Genomic DNA, 16,032 nt, shown 5'->3' with positions numbered 1-16,032 from the left:
TATGGCTTTATCTGATTTTGCCCGCCTTTGCGAGCGCCATATCAACCGCTGGAGCGTGAAGCGATCCGACGCTCGGGGCTGGGTCCCCACGGTGACCGGCTACCTGGGCTACGGCAGCCCGGACCGAGTCCGCGTGCTGGGCCGCGTTCTGATGGAAAACCCCGAGAAACCGGCCCGCAACTGGGCCGAGCGCGGCTACCGCCAATTTTTCACCATCCAGGTCGCGGGCATCGATATCACGGTCACCGCCGGGGATCAGACCGTGCACGCCTCCACCAACGACAACGGCTATATCGACGTGCTCGTCAAGGACCACGGCTTGCCTCCCGGGTGGCACGAGGTAACCATTGCCGCCGAGGGCGCCGAGCCGGTGACCGCGGAAGTCCTCATCGTCGACGAGAAGACCCGCGTCGGCATCATCAGCGACGTCGACGACACGATCATGGTCACCTGGCTGCCGCGCGCCCTACTGGCAACCTGGAATTCCTGGTTCAAGCGCACCAACCGCCGCCAGCCCGTGCCGGGCATGGACGCGTTCTACTCGGAGCTTATCGATGCCCACCCGAACGCACCCGTCTTCTACCTCTCGACCGGGGCGTGGAACACCTTCGACACCCTGATGAATTTCGTCCGCGCGCACCGCCTGCCGCGCGGCCCGATGCTGCTGACCGACTGGGGTCCCACCCCCACCGGGCTCTTCCGCAACGGCGTGGAACACAAGAAGGTCCAGCTCCGAAATTTGATTATCGACTTCCCCCACATCCAGTGGGTCTTGGTCGGCGACGACGGCCAGCACGATCCGCTGACCTACCGTGACATAGTCAACGAGCACCCCGAGCGCATCGCCGGCGTGGCCATCCGCAACCTGTCGCCGCAGGAGCACGTGCTCTCGCACGGAACCGCCGCCCCGCTCGCCGAGGCCGGCGACAGCGCGCGCAGCGACGTCCCGCTCATCCAGGGCGACAACGGCCACAGCCTCCTGGCGGTCTACCGCCGCAACCCCTTCGAGCGCGTCGAAAAGCACCGCACTCACTAGGCCCTCCTCCGGCGCCCGTGGCCCGGGCACGCGAAAGGCCCTCCCCGACCGCATCGCAAGGGACGCAGCGGGGAGGGCCTTTTAATCTCCGGCGGCTAGCCGCAGCTTAGGCGACGGTGTGAACGATCATGACGTCGCAGTCGGACTGACGGGCAACGTCGGCCGGGACGGAGCCCAGCAGGCGGCCGGTCAGGGAGTTGATGCCACGGTTACCGACGATGAGCAGGTCAGCCTTGTTGTCGTTGACAATCGACATCAGGGCCTGGACCGGGGTGCCCGGGCGGACGGCGGTCTTGACGTCCTTGACGCCGAACTTCTCAGCGTGCTCGCGGCCGGCCACGAGGTTAGCCTCGGCCTTGTCATCACCCAGGATGGTCACAGACTCCTGACGCAGAGTCTTGGAGGCCTCTTCCTTGTTCTCGTAGTAGGCGCAACCGATGATGAGGGTTGCGTCGAACGCAGCGGCAATCTTGGCCGCCCGCTCCACTGCCAGCAGGGAGGAGTTGGAGCCGTCGGTGCCGACAACAATGGTGTTGTAATCGCTCATGGTGACCTTTCTGTGGACTCTTAGTCCGCAAAATATTCTTCTGGTATTTACCCTATTCTAGTGTAACAACCAGCCGGCGGGGCTTTGGTGCAGCGAGCTAGTCAGTGGTATCTGCCACAAGCACATCGACGTGTGCCCGGCGGGTCAGATCCTTCGCCACGGAGCCGAAGACGCGGCCGCGCATGGAGTTGAAGCCCTTGTTGCCCACGACGAAGAGATCGACGTCGAAGTCCTCGCCGGCCGCCAGCAGCGCCTTGACCGGATCGCCGGAGCGGCCCACGATCTCGACGTTGTCGGCCTTTTCCTCCTCCGCGACCTTCAGCGCGGTAGCCAGGAAGTCCTTCGCCATGTCCTCGCTGATGACCGGCACGCCGGTGTTGTCCGAGCCGGTGGCCCCCAGCATGGAGCTGGAGTGGTTGAAGAACGCGGAGACGATGATGAGGCGGGCCTCGTAGACGCGCGCCAAGGAGGCGGCGGTGCGCACGGCGCGCAGGGAGGTAGCCGAGCCGTCGGTGCCGACGACGATGTTCGAATAGGTAAGCATGTTCTTTCTTTCTTGCAGATTCAGCTTGCTTCCGCCCTAGTATAGCCTCTAAATGCCCGCCTCTTTGAGGCCTCGCGCTTCCTTTTTCAGGTCCGCAATCTCGTCGCGCAGACGTCCTGCAAGCTCGAACTTGAGCTCGCGGGCGGCCTCCCCCATTTGGGCGGTCAGATCGTCGATGAGCTTCTCGACTTCCTCGACCGCCATCGAGGACACGTCCGGCTTGTCCACCATCGCCGCCGGGTCACTGGCCGCGGCCGATTCCCCGTCGCCGTCGCCGTCGTTGTCGTAGACCTGGTCCAGGATGTCGGCGATCTTCTTGCGCAGCGGCTGCGGATCGATGCCGTGCTCGGTGTTGTAGGCGATCTGCTTCTCGCGGCGGCGCTCGGTCTCCTCGATGGCGTTGTTCATCGACTCGGTCACCTTGTCCGCGTACATGATGACCTCGCCGGAGACGTTACGGGCCGCGCGGCCGATGGTCTGGATGAGCGACGTCGTCGAGCGCAGGAAGCCTTCCTTGTCCGCGTCCAGGATGGCCACCAGGGAAACCTCCGGCAGGTCGAGGCCCTCGCGCAGGAGGTTGATGCCCACCAGCACGTCGAACTCGCCCAGCCGCAGCTGCCGCAGCAGCTCCACGCGCTGCAGGGTGTCGATGTCCGAGTGCAGGTAGCGCACCTTGATCCCGTGCTCGAGCAGGTAGTCCGTGAGATCCTCGGCCATGCGCTTGGTCAGCGTGGTCACGAGCACGCGCTCCTGCTTGTCGACGCGGGTGCGCACCTCATCGATAAGATCGTCGATCTGGCCCTTCGTGGGCTTGACCGTGACCTTCGGGTCCACCAGCCCGGTCGGGCGGATGACCTGCTCGACGAACTCGCCACCCGCGGCGGTCATTTCGTAATCGCCCGGGGTCGCCGACATGTAGACCGTCTGCCCCACGCGCTGCTCGAACTCGTCGAAGGTCAGCGGGCGGTTGTCCACCGCCGAGGGCAGGCGGAAGCCGAACTCGACCAGGTTGCGCTTGCGGGCCATGTCGCCCTCGAACATGCCGCCGATCTGCGGCACGGTCACGTGGGACTCGTCGATGATCGTCAGGAAGTCTTCGGGGAAGTAGTCCAGCAGCGTCGCCGGCGCGGAGCCGGCCTCGCGGCCGTCGATGTGCCGCGAGTAGTTCTCGATGCCCGAGCAGAAACCGACCTGCTCGATCATCTCCAGGTCGTATTCGGTGCGCATGCGCAGGCGCTGGGCCTCCAGCAGCTTGCCGCGGTTTTCCAAGTCCGCCAGGCGCTCGGCCAGCTCCTCTTTGATGTCCGCGACGGCCTTTTCCATGCGCTCCGGGCCGGCCACGTAGTGGGTGGCCGGGAAGATCCGCAGCTCGTCGACCTGCTCGAGCACGTCCCCGGTGACCGGGTGGATGTAGTAGAGCGAGTCCACGTCGTCGCCAAAGAACTCGATACGCACCGCCCGCTCCTCGTAGGCGGGGATGATGTCGACGGTATCGCCGTTGACGCGGAAGGTGCCGCGGGTAAAGCCGACGTCGTTGCGCTCGTACTGGATGTCGACCAGCAGGCGCAGGAAACGGTCGCGCTCGACCTCGTCGTCCACGGCGAGCACCACCGAGCGGTCCAGGTAGGACTGCGGCGTGCCCAGGCCGTAAATGCAGGACACGGAGCTGACCACCACGACGTCGCGCCGCGAGAGCAGCGCCGAGGTCGCCGAGTGGCGCAGGCGTTCGACGTCCTCGTTGATCGAGGAGTCCTTCTCGATGTAGGTATCCGTCTGCGCGATATACGCTTCCGGCTGGTAGTAGTCGTAATAAGAGACGAAGTATTCGACCGCGTTGTGCGGCAGAAGCTGGCGCAGCTCGTTGGCCAGCTGCGCGGCCAGGGTCTTGTTCGGCGCCATCACCAGCGTCGGGCGCTGCTGCTGTTCGATGAGCCACGCCGCCGTGGCCGATTTACCGGTACCGGTCGCGCCCATGAGCACCACGTCGGCTTCGCCGCGATCCAGCCGCTTATCCAGCTCCGCGATGGCCGCGGGCTGGTCGCCGGCGGGCTCGTATTCGGACTCGACCTTGAACTCGCCGGGGGTGCGCTCCACCTCGCCCACGGGGCGGTGTTCGGACTCGGACAGGATGGGGTGTTCCGCTGCAAAGGCCATGCCGGCCAGTCTACCCGCCCGCCCGCGGGGTCCCTAGGCGAAAACGCGCTCCCGGATGGCCTCTACCCGCTCACGCAGGTCCTCGAGGCTGCCGTTGTTGTCGATGACGATATCGGCCGCCGCGCGGCGCTTATCGTCGGGGATTTGGGCCTTGATGCGGGCACGGGCATCGTCAGCCGTCAGGCCGCGGCCGACCAGCCGGTTAACCCGCTCCTCCGGCTCCACGTCCACGACGAGTACCAGGTCCATGTCCTTGTCCAGGCCCTTGTCGACTAACAGCGGCATGTCGTAGACGACGACCTCGTCGCCGCGCTCGCGGGCCTTGCGGAAGGCCTTGCGGGTCTGCTCCCCGATGCGCGGGTGGGTGATCCGGTTGAGCTTATCGGTTGCCTCCCGGCTGGCGAAAGCCCGCTCGGCGAGCTTGCCCCGGTCCAGGCTCCCATCCGGGTTGAGGATATCGCTGCCGAAGGCGTAGGCGGCGTCCTGGAGGGCCGGGCGGCCCGGCTCCATGATGTCGCGGGCGATCTGGTCGGCGTCCACCACCGTAGCGCCGGCTTCCTCCAGCATCTTCGCCACGGTCGACTTACCGCTGCCGATGCCTCCTGTCAGCCCCACCAGCCGCATTAAGCGTCCTCCTTCTTATCGTCTTGCTTGTCTCGCGGCACCACCTCGATGACCGGAGTGGTGGTATCGACTGTACCCAGCGTCGGGTTGACGTGCGCGAATTTCTTCGTGTTGGTCACCACCACCGGCGTAATCAGGTTGTAGCCGCGGGAGCTGATGAACTCCGGGTCGAAGCTGATGAGCTTGTCGCCGGCGGCCACCCGCTGCTTCTTGTCCACGTGGACGGTAAAGCCCTCCCCGCCCAGCTCGACGGTGTCCAGGCCGACGTGGACGAGCAGCTGCACGCCGCTATCCAAGCTCAGCCCCACCGCGTGGCCGGACTTCTGGACGGTGAGCACCTTGCCGTCCGCTGGGGCGTAGACCGTGGTGCCGGTCGGCAGGATGGCCACGCCCTCGCCCAGCTTCGCGCCGGCGAAGATCGGATCGGGGACCTCGCTGAGATCCACGGCCTCGCCGGCCAGGGGCGCATCGATAGCCACGGCGCCCTCCTGGGCCGGGGCGGCGACGGCGACGGCGGCCGGGGCGGCTGCCGCGTTGGACGTAGCCGGCTGCGGGGCGGGAGTCTCCTTGCCCTCGGCGGCGCGGCGCTGGGCGATGCGCTCCAAATCCGCAGCCTTTTCCTCCGGGGTGCGGTAGCCGAAGAAGACCGTCAACAGGAACGAGGTCATGAACGCGACCAAAAGGCCCAGCGCGTAGCCGGCGGCCGGCTCCATCGCGAAGACGGTCAGGGCCGAGGTGAAGACGAAGGCGTTGGCCTTGACGTTGAACAGGCCCATCACCGCGCCGCCGATAGCACAGCCCGGCAGCAGTCGGTAGTAGCTGCGACGGAAGCGCAGCAGGATGCCGTAGAGCGACGGCTCCGAGACGCCGCCGAGCAGGCCGGCGGCCAGACCGCCGATGGAGACCTGGCGCATCTGGTCGTTGTGCTCGCGGAAGGAGATAACCATGACGCCGGCGACGACGCCGAAGCAGGCGAAGTTCCAGGCGCCCATGGGGCCTTGGATGAAGTCGTAGCCATAGGTCGCGATGTTCTGGACCATGATGATGTTCAGCGGCCAGTGCAGGCCCAGCGGTACCAGGAACGGGTACAGCAGCGGCACGACAATAGCCAGGATGAACGGCGAGAACTCGTTGATGCTGTGCAGCAGCCAGGAGATCCCGTTACCCACACCGACGCCGAAGGGACCGAGCAGGAACGCCGTGGCCGGGATCATGATGAGCAGGGAGAAGAACGGCACGAAGACCATGTGCACCGCCGACGGGATGATCTTCTTCAGGCCCTTTTCCAGCCAGTACAGGCCGATGGCCGCCAGGATCGGCGGGAAGACCTGCGAGCCGTAGGAGTTGATGACCAGCGGCAGGCCGAAGACGTCGACGACGTCGCCCTGCTCGCCCATCGCGAGGAACTCCGGGGTCAGCAGGGCCGCCGGGATGGCCGCGGAGACCCACATATTCGCGCCGAGCTTATTCGCCGCGGTGGCCGCGACCATAATCGGCAGGAAGTAGAAGACGCTGCGCCACATGGCGTGGCCCAGCTGGTAGGCCGGCGGCTGCTCCTCCATCGGCGCGCGGAAGTCCTGCCAGCCGATGGTATCGGCCAGGATGAGCAGCATGATGATGAGCGACGCGCCCAAAAGCGCCCACAGGATTGGGCGGAAGGTATCCGAGAGGAACTCGAAGCAGTAGTCGACCCAGGAGTACTTCCCGCGCACGCCGTCGTATTGCTTCTTTTGGCCGCTGGCCTTGTCCCCGGCCGAGGCCGAGACGCCCGGCTGCTTGATAATCGCGTTGTAGTACTCCGCTACCCCGCCGCCCATGACGACCTGGAAACCGTGGTCGCCCTGTGGGACGGTGCCGAGCACCGCCTGGTCTTCGTCCAGCTTGGCGTTGTCGACCAGCGAGGTGTCTGCCAGCTGGAAGCGCAGACGCGTCGCACAGTGGGTCAAGGACGTAATGTTGTCGGCGCCACCGAGGTTGTCCACGATGTGCCGCGCCGTGTCTTGTGTAGACGCCACGACGAAAGCCCCTTCCTAATGAACCGGACCACCGCCGCGGCAGTGGTTATTACCAGGCCAGTATAAAGGGGTAAGCAGTCCGAAACCTAATAGTTCGGACGGCCTATGACATATCCCACTTTTGAGGCACCTGGCCGGCTTCGCGCAGCGTGGTGAGGATAAAACAGGTGGGACTGTCGGGCATGAAAAAGCCCCCGGCCCGCGGCTGCGGACTGGGGGCTCTAGCGGCTAGCTAGCGCGGTTTACTTACCGGCCAGCTTGTCGCGCAGCTTAGCGAGCTGCTCGTCGGAAGCCAGGGAGCCAGCCTCCTCTGCCGGAGCCTCAGATGCCGGAGCTGCATCTGCGGACTCGGAGGAGTAGTTGGAGGACTCGCCGGCCTCGGCTGCCTCGGCGGCAGCGGCACGGTGACGCTCGATCTGAGCGGAGTGCAGCTGGAAGCGGCGCTCGGACTCGGCGTAGCGGGCCTCCCAGGCCTGACGCTGCTCGTCGAAGCCTTCCTTCCACTCGTTGGTCTCCGGGTCGAAGCCCTCGGGGAAGACGTAGTTGCCCTGCTCGTCGTAGGAGTCGGCCATGCCGTACTTGGACGGGTCGAACTCGTCGGTGTAGTCCTCGTCAGCCTGCTTGACCGACAGGGAGATGCGGCGACGCTCGAGGTCGATGTCGATGACCTTGACCATAACCTCTTCGCCGACGGTGACGACCTGGTCCGGGACATCCACGTGGCGCTGAGCCAGCTCGGAGATGTGAACCAGGCCCTCGATGCCCTCCTCGACGCGGACGAAGGCGCCGAACGGAACCAGCTTGGTGACCTTGCCCGGGACGATCTGGCCCACAGCGTGGGTGCGGGCGAAGACGCGCCACGGATCTTCCTGGGTTGCCTTCAGGGACAGGGACACGCGCTCGCGGTCCAGGTCGACGTCGAGCACCTCGACGGTGACCTCGTCGCCCACGGTGACAACCTCGGACGGGTGGTCGATGTGCTTCCAGGACAGCTCAGAGACGTGAACCAGGCCGTCGACACCGCCGAGATCGACGAAGGCGCCGAAGTTGACGATGGAGGACACAACGCCCTTGCGGACCTGGCCCTTCTGCAGCTGGTGCAGGAACTCGGAGCGGACCGCGGACTGGGTCTGCTCGAGGTATGCACGGCGGGACAGGACAACGTTGTTGCGCTGCTTGTCCAGCTCGATGATCTGGGCTTCCAGCTCCTGGCCGATGTACGGCTCCAGGTCGCGGACGCGGCGCATCTCGACCAGGGAAGCCGGCAGGAAGCCGCGCAGCCCGATGTCGAGGATGAGGCCGCCCTTGACGACCTCGATGACGGTACCGGTGACAGGCTCTTCCTTGGCCTGCAGCTCCTCGATGGCGCCCCAAGCACGCTCGTACTGAGCGCGCTTCTTGGACAGGATCAGGCGGCCTTCCTTGTCCTCCTTGGTGAGGACCAGAGCGTCGATCTCGTCGCCGACCTCGACGACCTCATCCGGGTCGACGTCGTGCTTGATGGACAGCTCGCGGGAAGGGATAACGCCCTCGGTCTTGTACCCGATGTCGAGCAGCACCTCGTCGTGGTCAACCTTGACGACGGTACCGGCAACGATGTCACCATCGTTGAAGTACTTGATGGTCGCGTCAACGGCTGCGAGGAAGTCCTCAGCGGTTCCGATGTCGTTGATCGCAACCTGAGGGGTGTTAGAAGATGGCATGCGTAAAAATGCTCCGAAATAACGTAGGAAATCGAATTTGGACAATCGCACGTCTCTTGCGCCACCGCATTAATGCTGCTGAGAGTATTGATGAACGGAGGGACGCAATCCCGCCCCAAGCGCCATTCGACTTTCCTACCAGAGCCGAACGACCGCTTGAGAGCATAGACGCACCTGCTACACACTACATCCGTGCAGCTACTTGCGCAAATACCGGCGGTTTTCTTCTAAGGTGGAAGGCTATGTGGACGGAAAGAATTGCCGTATTGCTCCGCCGGGCCGTCGCCTGGTGGATTGACGCCTTCGCGGTCGCCGCGGTTCTAGTGCTGCTCCGGGGCCTTATCAACCTCATGTTTTCGGAGCCGCTGACCGGGCAGGCCGCCGAGGTCTACAACGTCGTGGGCCTGGCCCTCGGCTTCTTCGCCTACCGCGTGGTGGTCGAGGGACGCTACCGCACCAGCCTCGGCAAATGGTCGTTGGGCCTGCAGGTCTACGAGGGCGCACGCGGATATACCGGCGCCGCGATCCGCAACAGCTGGGTGCTGCTGACCATGCTGGCCGCCGTCGGGCCGGCCATCCTCGACGAGATCGTCATCGGCCTGGTCGCGCTCAGCGTCCTGCTGCTGGGCCGCCACCCGGGCGACTTCGCCGCCCACGCCCGCGTGGACCGGCGCCTCGATCCCTTCGACCCCATGGAAGAGGTCTAGGGAAAGGCCAGGCTCCGCGCTAGTGCGCCGCGGCGTCCCAGTTGGCGCCGGCGCCGGCGGAGACCTCCAGCGGCACGCGCAGCTCAATGGCGGAATCCATCTCCTTTTCCAGGATGGCGCGGACCTCGTCCAGCTCGCCGGGGGCGATTTCGACGACCAATTCGTCGTGGACCTGCAGCAGGACGCGGGACTTCTTTTCCTTGAGCGCGGCATCGACGCGGATCATCGCAACCTTGATGATGTCGGCCGCCGTGCCCTGGATGGGAGCGTTGAGGGCGGCGCGCTCGGCGTTTTCGCGGGCCAGCCGGTTGTCGCTGGCCAGCTCAGGCAGGTAGCGCCGGCGCCCAAAGATGGTCGAGGTGTAGCCGTCCTTGCGGGCGGTGTCGACGACCTCGTCCAGGTAAGTCTTGACCCCGCCGAATCGCTCGAAGTAGCTTTCCATAATCTCCTTCGCCTCCTTCGGGCTAATGCCCAGCTGCTGGGACAGCCCGAAGGCGGATAGGCCGTAGACCAGGCCGTAAGACATGGCCTTGACGCGGCGGCGCAGCTCGGAGGTGACCTGGTTGACGGGGACGTCGAAGACCTTGGAGCCGACGTAGTTGTGCAGGTCCTCGCCCGCCTGGTAGGCCTCGATGAGCCCCGGGTCCTGGGACAGGTGGGCCATCACGCGCATCTCAATCTGGGAGTAGTCCGCGGTCAGCAGGGTCTCGAAGCCCTCGCCCACCACGAAGCCGGAGCGAATCTTACGCCCCGCCGGCGTGCGCACCGGGATGTTCTGGAGGTTGGGATCCGCCGAGGACAACCGGCCCGTCGACGCCACCGTCTGGTTGAAGGTGGTGTGGATGCGCCCGTCCGGCTGGACCGTCTTGATGAGACCTTCCAGCGTGGACTTGAGCTTCTGGTACTCGCGGTGGGCCAGCAGGTGATCCAGGAAGGGGTGCGGGTGGTTAACCGCCAGGGCCTCAATCTCCTTGGCCGCGGTCGAATAGCCGGTCTTGGTCTTCTTCGTCTTCGGCAGGTCGAAGGTATCGAAGAGCACCGCCTGCAGCTGCTTCGGCGAGTTCAGGTTCAGCGAGGGGTCGCCGGCCAGCTCGCGGGCGGCGTCCTCCTGCTCCTTGACCTGGGCGACGAAGGATTCCAGCTGGGAATCCAGCGTGTCGATATCGACGGCGATGCCGGTGGCCTCCATCCGCGCCAGGATGGAAATCAGCGGCAGCTCCAGGTCCGTGTACAGCTGGAAGGAATCGATATCGTGCAGCTGCCGGGTCAGCTCCGCGGCCAGCTCCATAATCGCCGCGGCCGAATCCACCAGGGAGGTCTCGTCCAGCAGGCTCAGCTGGCCGCTGGTCACCCCGAGGGTCTTGTGCAGGTGGCGCTGGTAGACGTCCGGCAGCTCGTAGGTGCGCTGGCCCGGGCGCAGCAGGTAGGCCGCCACCGCGGTGTCGTGGGCGATGCCCGCCAGCTCGATGCCGCGGCCCAACAGCATGTGGTAGGCCGCCTTGGCCTCGTGCAGGTACTTGGCGCAGTCGGCATCGGCCAGCCATTCGGCCAGCGCCTTGTCGTCGTCGGCGTCGAGTTCGGCCAGCTCGACCTGCAGGCCGTGGTAGTCGGTGTCGACGAAGGCCATGGCGGCGGCATCGCCCTGCCCGGGCCGCCCGTCACCCTGCACGAAGACGGCCACGTGCTCGCGGCCGGGCAGCCAGTCCGCCAGCTTCTCGCTCACGATGCTCACTTCCGGCACCTGCACGTCCTCGTCCTGCGCGGTGGCCTCACCGCCGTCGTTCGGGATGGCCTTGAGCACCCGGTCGCGCAGGTTGGTGCCGAATTCGAGGTTGTCGAAGTGATCGGCGACCTCGCTGACCACCGCGCCCTTAAAGTCCAGATCGGCCGGGCTGACCTCCAGGTCCATGTCCGTAATCATCTGGGTCAGCTCGCGGTTGAGCTGGACCTGTTCGACGCGGTCCCTAAAGTTCTGGCCGGCCACGCCCTTAATATCGTCGGCGTGGGCGACCAGCTCGTCAAGGCTGCCGTACTGGGTGATCCACTTGGTCGCCGTCTTCTCCCCGACCTTCGGGATGCCGGGCAAGTTATCGGAGGGATCGCCACGCAGCGCCGCGAAATCCGGGTACTGCCGCGGGGTCAGGCCGTATTTTTCCTCCACGGCCTCCGGGGTGAACCGGTGCAGGTTGCTCACCCCGCGCATGGGATAGAGCACCGTCGTGGACTCGTTGACCAGCTGCAGGTAGTCGCGGTCGCCAGTAACAATATAGGTATCAAAATCCTCCGCGGCCGTGGCTTCGGTGGCCAGGGTGGCCAGGATGTCGTCGGCCTCGAAGTTCTCCCGCGACAGCGTCGCAATACCCAAGGTGTTAAGCACCTCGCGGATGATGTCCACCTGGCCCTTGAATTCCTCCGGCGCGGCCTCGCGCTGGGCCTTATACTCCGGAAATTTTTCCGTCCGGAAAGTCTTGCGCCCCACGTCGAAGGCCACGGCCATCTTGTCGGGGCGTTCCTCGCTCACGATGCTCGACAGCATCGACAAGAACCCATAGACCGCGTTGGTGTGCTGGCCACCCGAGGTGGAGAAATTCTCCGCCGGCAACGCATAGAAAGCGCGGAAGGCCATAGAGTGTCCGTCGATGAGCAGAAGGCGTTGTTTGGAATCAGTCACGGCTCCCCAGTCTAGGCAATAGCCGCACTACTGCGTAGGCCGGAGGGCGATTTCTCTTCGCCGCTTTCCATGCGCTAGTATTTCCCCAGTGCGAAACAACCCGCGCGCCCCTGTAGCCCAATTGGCAGAGGCAACGGATTCAAAACCCGTCCAGTGTGAGTTCGAGTCTCACCAGGGGCACCACTTTTAAATCCCCGTTATCACCCCAGTGGTAGCGGGGTTTCGCGCGTTCCGGCGCGGTAATTTCTTAAATGCGAGCGAATATTATACATTTGAGGGGTAACTATTCATTCGCAAGTTTTCCCAAAGGACCACACGACTATGGTTGTGCCTGCAACAGGCAAAGTCACCGCCGCGCGCCGCGCCCGCCGGGCCACGGTTGCCGCAGTGACGATAGCCACGCTGGGCTTGAGCGGCTGCGTGACCAACGTGGAAAAATCCACGCCCGACGGGTGGCAACCCATCCGCGCGGACAAGGTCGACGAGATCGCCGCAATGTACGACGACGATGACGGCGTGCTCAGCATCGGCGTCAACCCGCCTTTCGCCCCCTTCCAGCTCAAGGACGCCGACGGCCAGATCGTCGGCCTGGAGATGGACCTCGCCCACGCCGTCGCTGACGTGCTCGGGCTCGACTTCCGCATCGAGGAGCAGGACTTCGCGATGATCCTGCCGGCCGTGCAATCCGGCCAGATCGATATGGGCGTTTCCGGCTTCACCGATACCCCGGACCGCCGCGAGAACTTCGACTTCGTCGACACCCTCTACGCGGGTATCCAGTGGACCAAGCGCACGGATTCTTCAAAAGAGATCGACCCGGACAACCCCTGCGGCTTGACCGTGGCCGTCCAGCGCACCACCGTCTCCGACACCGACGACGTCCGCCCCAAGGCCGAGGCCTGCGACGGCGACATGCAGGTCCTGGCGTACGACACCGCCGACAACGCCGCACTGGCCGTGCTCATGGGGCGGGCCGATGCCCTCTCGGCCGACTCCCCCGCCGCCGGCTGGGCGGTCAACCGCTCCGACGGCCGCCTGGAGCTCGTCGGCGATATCTCGCAGGCCGCCCCTTACGGGATGGCCGTTCCCAAGGGCTCAGAACTGGGCCCGGCTGCCGCGGCCGCGCTGCAGCACCTCATCGACAACGGGCAATATGCCGAAATCCTCGCGCAATGGGGCGTCGAAGACGGGCTCGTCGACGAGGCTCTCATCAATGAAAGGCCAGTGAAATGACACAGGACACCCCCTCCACTCCCCCGGAAATCCACGCCAAGCCGCTGCGCCACCCGTGGCGCTGGGCTTTCGCCGTCGTACTGCTCGTGCTGGCCGCCTGGTTCGTCATCGCCGCCGCCAACAACGAGGCCTACGGCTGGTCGACCTACTTCAGCTACCTGCTGGATACGCGGATTGCCATCGCCTCGCTGCACACCATCGCGATTACCATCCTGGCGATGATCATCGGCGTCGTCGGCGGCGCCATCCTGGCCATCCTGCGCATGTCCCCCAACCCGGTGCTGCGCGCGGTCTCCTGGGTCTTCCTCTGGATCTTCCGCGGTACCCCGATCTACGTGCAGTTGGTCTTCTGGGGTCTGCTCAGCGCCATCTACCAGCCCATCAACCTGGGCTTTGCGGAAGTCTCCCTCGAGGAGCTTTTGTCCAACGCCTTCTTCCTGGCCGTCATCGGCCTGGGGCTCAACGAGGCCGCCTACATGGCCGAAATCGTGCGCTCCGGCATCAACTCCGTGGGCGAGGGCCAGCGGGAGGCATCGAAGGCGCTGGGGCTTAGCTGGTGGCAGACCATGTACCGCACGGTCATGCCGCAGGCGATGCGCATCATCATCCCGCCGACCGGCAACGAGTTCATCTCCCTGCTGAAGACCTCCTCCCTGGTCGTGGCCATCCCGTACACCCACGAGATTTTCGGCCGCGCGACGGACATCTCCGCCGCCCTCTTCGAGCCGATCCCGCTGATGATGGTCGCCGCCACCTGGTACCTGGTCATCACCTCGCTGCTGATGGTCGGCCAGCACTACCTCGAGCGCTACTTCGACCGCGGCGCCACCCGCGAGCTGACCGCCCGCCAGCTGGCCGCGCTCGCCGATGCCGAAGGTGTTATCCCCAACAATGTCAACGTCGTCCAGGAGGCCCCGCGCAATGAACGCTAAAGATACCCGCCAACCCATGGTGCAGGCGCAGCAGATCCACAAGAAGTTCAGCTCCCTGCAGGTTCTGCGCGGCATCGACCTGGAGGTCCAGCACAGCGAGGTCGTCTGCCTGCTGGGGCCGTCGGGCTCCGGTAAGTCGACCTTCCTGCGCTGCATCAACCACCTGGAAACTATCGATGCCGGCCGCCTCTACGTCGACGGTGATCTCATCGGCTACAAGGAGCGCAACGGCGTCCTCTACGAGATCTCCGAGAAGGAAGCCGCCGCCCAGCGCGCCGACATCGGCATGGTCTTCCAGAACTTCAACCTGTTCAGCCACCGGACGGTCCTCGAAAACGTCGTCGAGGCCCCCATCCACGTCAAGAAGGTCGATCCGGAGGCCGCCAAGCAGCGCGCTATGGAGCTGCTCGACCAGGTCGGGTTGGCATCGAAAGCCAACGCCTACCCGGTCCAGCTTTCCGGCGGCCAGCAGCAGCGCGTGGCCATTGCCCGCGCGGTGGCCATGGACCCGAAGCTGATGCTCTTCGACGAGCCCACCTCCGCGCTTGACCCCGAGCTCGTCGGCGAGGTCCTGCGCGTGATGAAGGAGCTGGCCGCCGACGGCATGACGATGCTCGTGGTCACCCACGAAATCGGCTTCGCCCGCGAAGTCGCCGACAAGATCGTCTTCATGGCCGACGGCCGCGTCGTCGAGGCCGGCCCGCCTGCCCAAGTCATCGACAACCCGCAGCAGCCGCGTACGCAGGAGTTCCTGTCTTCCCTGCTCTAAGCGCCGGGGTGGCGCGACCACCGCGGGCTGAATTGCCACTAGTCTGGAAAGAATGAATCATCTTGCCAACGCAATCCGCGGTGGGCTCATCGGCTCCGCCGAGCTGGTCCCCGGCATCTCTGGGGGCACAGTCGCCCTCATCGTGGGTATCTACGAGCGAGCCCTGCACAACGCCGACAAGATCCTCAAAGCCCGCTTCAAGGAAGTCGAGTGGGGCTTCATCATCGCCGTGGCCATCGGTATGTTCGCCGCGGTCTTCGGCCTCTCGTCTGTCATGTCCAGCTTCGTCGAGGGCCATGTCTCCCTGTCGAAGGCCCTTTTCTTGGGCATGGTCGCCGTCTCCATCATCGTGCCGGTGTCCATGATGGACAAGGCCGACCGCTTCAAGGCCCCCTCCCTCATCGCTTTCGTGGTGGCAGCCGTGCTCATCTTCTTCATCACCGGCTTTACCTCCGCCCCGCATGAGGACCCGTCGCTGGTGGTTGTTTTCTTCGCCGCCGCCATCGCCGTGTGCGCGCTGGTCCTGCCGGGCGTGTCCGGCTCTCTCATCCTGCTCACGATGGGCCTCTACCAGCCCATCATCGGCGCCGTCAGCGACCGCGAGATGGGCACCATCGCCGTTTTCGCTCTTGGCGCCCTGTGCGGCTTGGCCGCCTTCGTCAAGGTTCTCAACTACCTGCTGGACAATCACCACTCCGTGACCCTGGCCGCGATGGCCGGCTTCATGCTGGGCTCCCTGCGCGCCCTCTGGCCCTGGGGCGAGAGCCAGGACGCCGGGACGCCGGCCATCCTCGGCATGTTCGTCCTCGGCGCGGCGATCGTCTCTGTGTTCATCTACCTCGACCGCCGCAAGGCCAAGTCCTACCAGTAGCTTCGCGCTCCCGATGCCCCTTCCAGTTGCAGGCTGGCAGGGGCTCATTTAGTGTGTGGGGCATGACATCGGGGGATTGTTTTTCTAGGTTCGTGGCTGCCGTAACCCAGCCCGGAATCGACATCGTGGAGGGCGCTTGGCACGCCGATTGGGATGCCGAGCGCGCGGCCGCCGGCTCCGGCCGCGACGAGCTGGAGCGCCTTTTCGACCTGGCCGGCGTGTTTTT

The 16,032-nt window shown here is 65.1% G+C and carries 13 protein-coding genes and 1 tRNA gene; 7 read left to right on the top strand and 7 right to left on the bottom strand.

What is annotated here, in order from left to right; translation table 11 throughout:
• Position 1: 1 nt before the first annotated feature.
• The gene (locus ACEE23_RS09745) at positions 2 to 1,036 is read left to right on the top strand and encodes an App1 family protein (protein ID WP_368519763.1); all 1,035 of its coding nucleotides are present in this window, start codon (positions 2 to 4) and stop codon (positions 1,034 to 1,036) included.
• 106 nt (positions 1,037 to 1,142) lie between these two features.
• Here the strand turns inward: ACEE23_RS09745 and ACEE23_RS09740 are convergent, their stop codons facing one another.
• The 6 genes from ACEE23_RS09740 to rpsA all read right to left on the bottom strand — a co-directional run bounded on the left by ACEE23_RS09740 (position 1,143) and on the right by rpsA (position 8,623).
• Positions 1,143 to 1,583: a universal stress protein gene (locus ACEE23_RS09740; protein ID WP_368519762.1), complete on the bottom strand. Its 441-nt coding sequence runs from the start codon at positions 1,581 to 1,583 to the stop codon at positions 1,143 to 1,145.
• A gap of 97 nt (positions 1,584 to 1,680) precedes the next feature.
• Positions 1,681 to 2,127 carry a universal stress protein gene (locus ACEE23_RS09735; RefSeq protein ID WP_368521096.1) on the bottom strand — a complete coding sequence of 149 codons (447 nt, stop codon included), beginning with the start codon at positions 2,125 to 2,127 and terminating at the stop codon, positions 1,681 to 1,683.
• A 48-nt stretch (positions 2,128 to 2,175) separates the two neighbouring features.
• Positions 2,176 to 4,281 (bottom strand): excinuclease ABC subunit UvrB, encoded by a 2,106-nt coding sequence (gene uvrB, locus ACEE23_RS09730; protein ID WP_368519760.1) that lies wholly within the window; start codon positions 4,279 to 4,281, stop codon positions 2,176 to 2,178.
• A 33-nt stretch (positions 4,282 to 4,314) separates the two neighbouring features.
• Positions 4,315 to 4,905, bottom strand: a complete 591-nt coding sequence (coaE, locus tag ACEE23_RS09725; RefSeq protein WP_448872255.1) for a dephospho-CoA kinase — start codon at positions 4,903 to 4,905, stop codon at positions 4,315 to 4,317.
• Positions 4,905 to 6,920 carry a glucose PTS transporter subunit IIA gene (locus ACEE23_RS09720; protein WP_368519758.1) on the bottom strand — a complete coding sequence of 672 codons (2,016 nt, stop codon included), beginning with the start codon at positions 6,918 to 6,920 and terminating at the stop codon, positions 4,905 to 4,907. Before ACEE23_RS09720 ends, coaE begins: the two co-directional genes overlap by 1 nt.
• Positions 6,921 to 7,162: 242 nt before the next feature.
• Positions 7,163 to 8,623 carry a 30S ribosomal protein S1 gene (gene rpsA, locus ACEE23_RS09715; RefSeq protein WP_070769309.1) on the bottom strand — a complete coding sequence of 487 codons (1,461 nt, stop codon included), beginning with the start codon at positions 8,621 to 8,623 and terminating at the stop codon, positions 7,163 to 7,165.
• A gap of 266 nt (positions 8,624 to 8,889) precedes the next feature.
• Here rpsA and ACEE23_RS09710 point away from each other — a divergent pair, with 266 nt between their 5' ends.
• Entirely contained in the window at positions 8,890 to 9,330 is a 441-nt protein-coding gene (locus ACEE23_RS09710; RefSeq protein WP_368521094.1) for an RDD family protein, read from the top strand.
• Positions 9,331 to 9,349: 19 nt separating this feature from the next.
• Here the strand turns inward: ACEE23_RS09710 and polA are convergent, their stop codons facing one another.
• Positions 9,350 to 11,956 (bottom strand): DNA polymerase I, encoded by a 2,607-nt coding sequence (polA, locus tag ACEE23_RS09705; protein ID WP_448872263.1) that lies wholly within the window; start codon positions 11,954 to 11,956, stop codon positions 9,350 to 9,352.
• Positions 11,957 to 12,107: 151 nt separating this feature from the next.
• On the opposite strand from polA, the gene ACEE23_RS09700 reads away from it, so the two are divergent.
• From ACEE23_RS09700 to ACEE23_RS09680, 5 genes are all read left to right on the top strand, one after another.
• Positions 12,108 to 12,184, top strand: a tRNA-Leu gene (locus tag ACEE23_RS09700).
• A gap of 138 nt (positions 12,185 to 12,322) precedes the next feature.
• Complete coding sequence (locus ACEE23_RS09695; RefSeq protein WP_368519755.1) at positions 12,323 to 13,234, top strand: ABC transporter substrate-binding protein; 912 nt, start codon at positions 12,323 to 12,325, stop codon at positions 13,232 to 13,234.
• Positions 13,231 to 14,166, top strand: coding sequence for an amino acid ABC transporter permease (locus tag ACEE23_RS09690; RefSeq protein WP_448872258.1), 936 nt, complete (start codon positions 13,231 to 13,233; stop codon positions 14,164 to 14,166). Before ACEE23_RS09695 ends, ACEE23_RS09690 begins: the two co-directional genes overlap by 4 nt.
• The gene (locus tag ACEE23_RS09685; protein ID WP_448872260.1) at positions 14,156 to 14,935 is read left to right on the top strand and encodes an amino acid ABC transporter ATP-binding protein; all 780 of its coding nucleotides are present in this window, start codon (positions 14,156 to 14,158) and stop codon (positions 14,933 to 14,935) included. Before ACEE23_RS09690 ends, ACEE23_RS09685 begins: the two co-directional genes overlap by 11 nt.
• A gap of 52 nt (positions 14,936 to 14,987) precedes the next feature.
• A complete protein-coding gene (locus ACEE23_RS09680; RefSeq protein ID WP_368519752.1) occupies positions 14,988 to 15,806 on the top strand; it encodes a DUF368 domain-containing protein in 819 nt (272 codons plus the stop codon).
• Positions 15,807 to 16,032: the final 226 nt, after the last annotated feature.

It is taken from the genome of Corynebacterium sp. 32222D000AT, from assembly GCF_053546955.1.
Note: the sequence above shows the minus strand (reverse complement) of the source record. Positions and strands in the feature narration are given on the sequence as shown.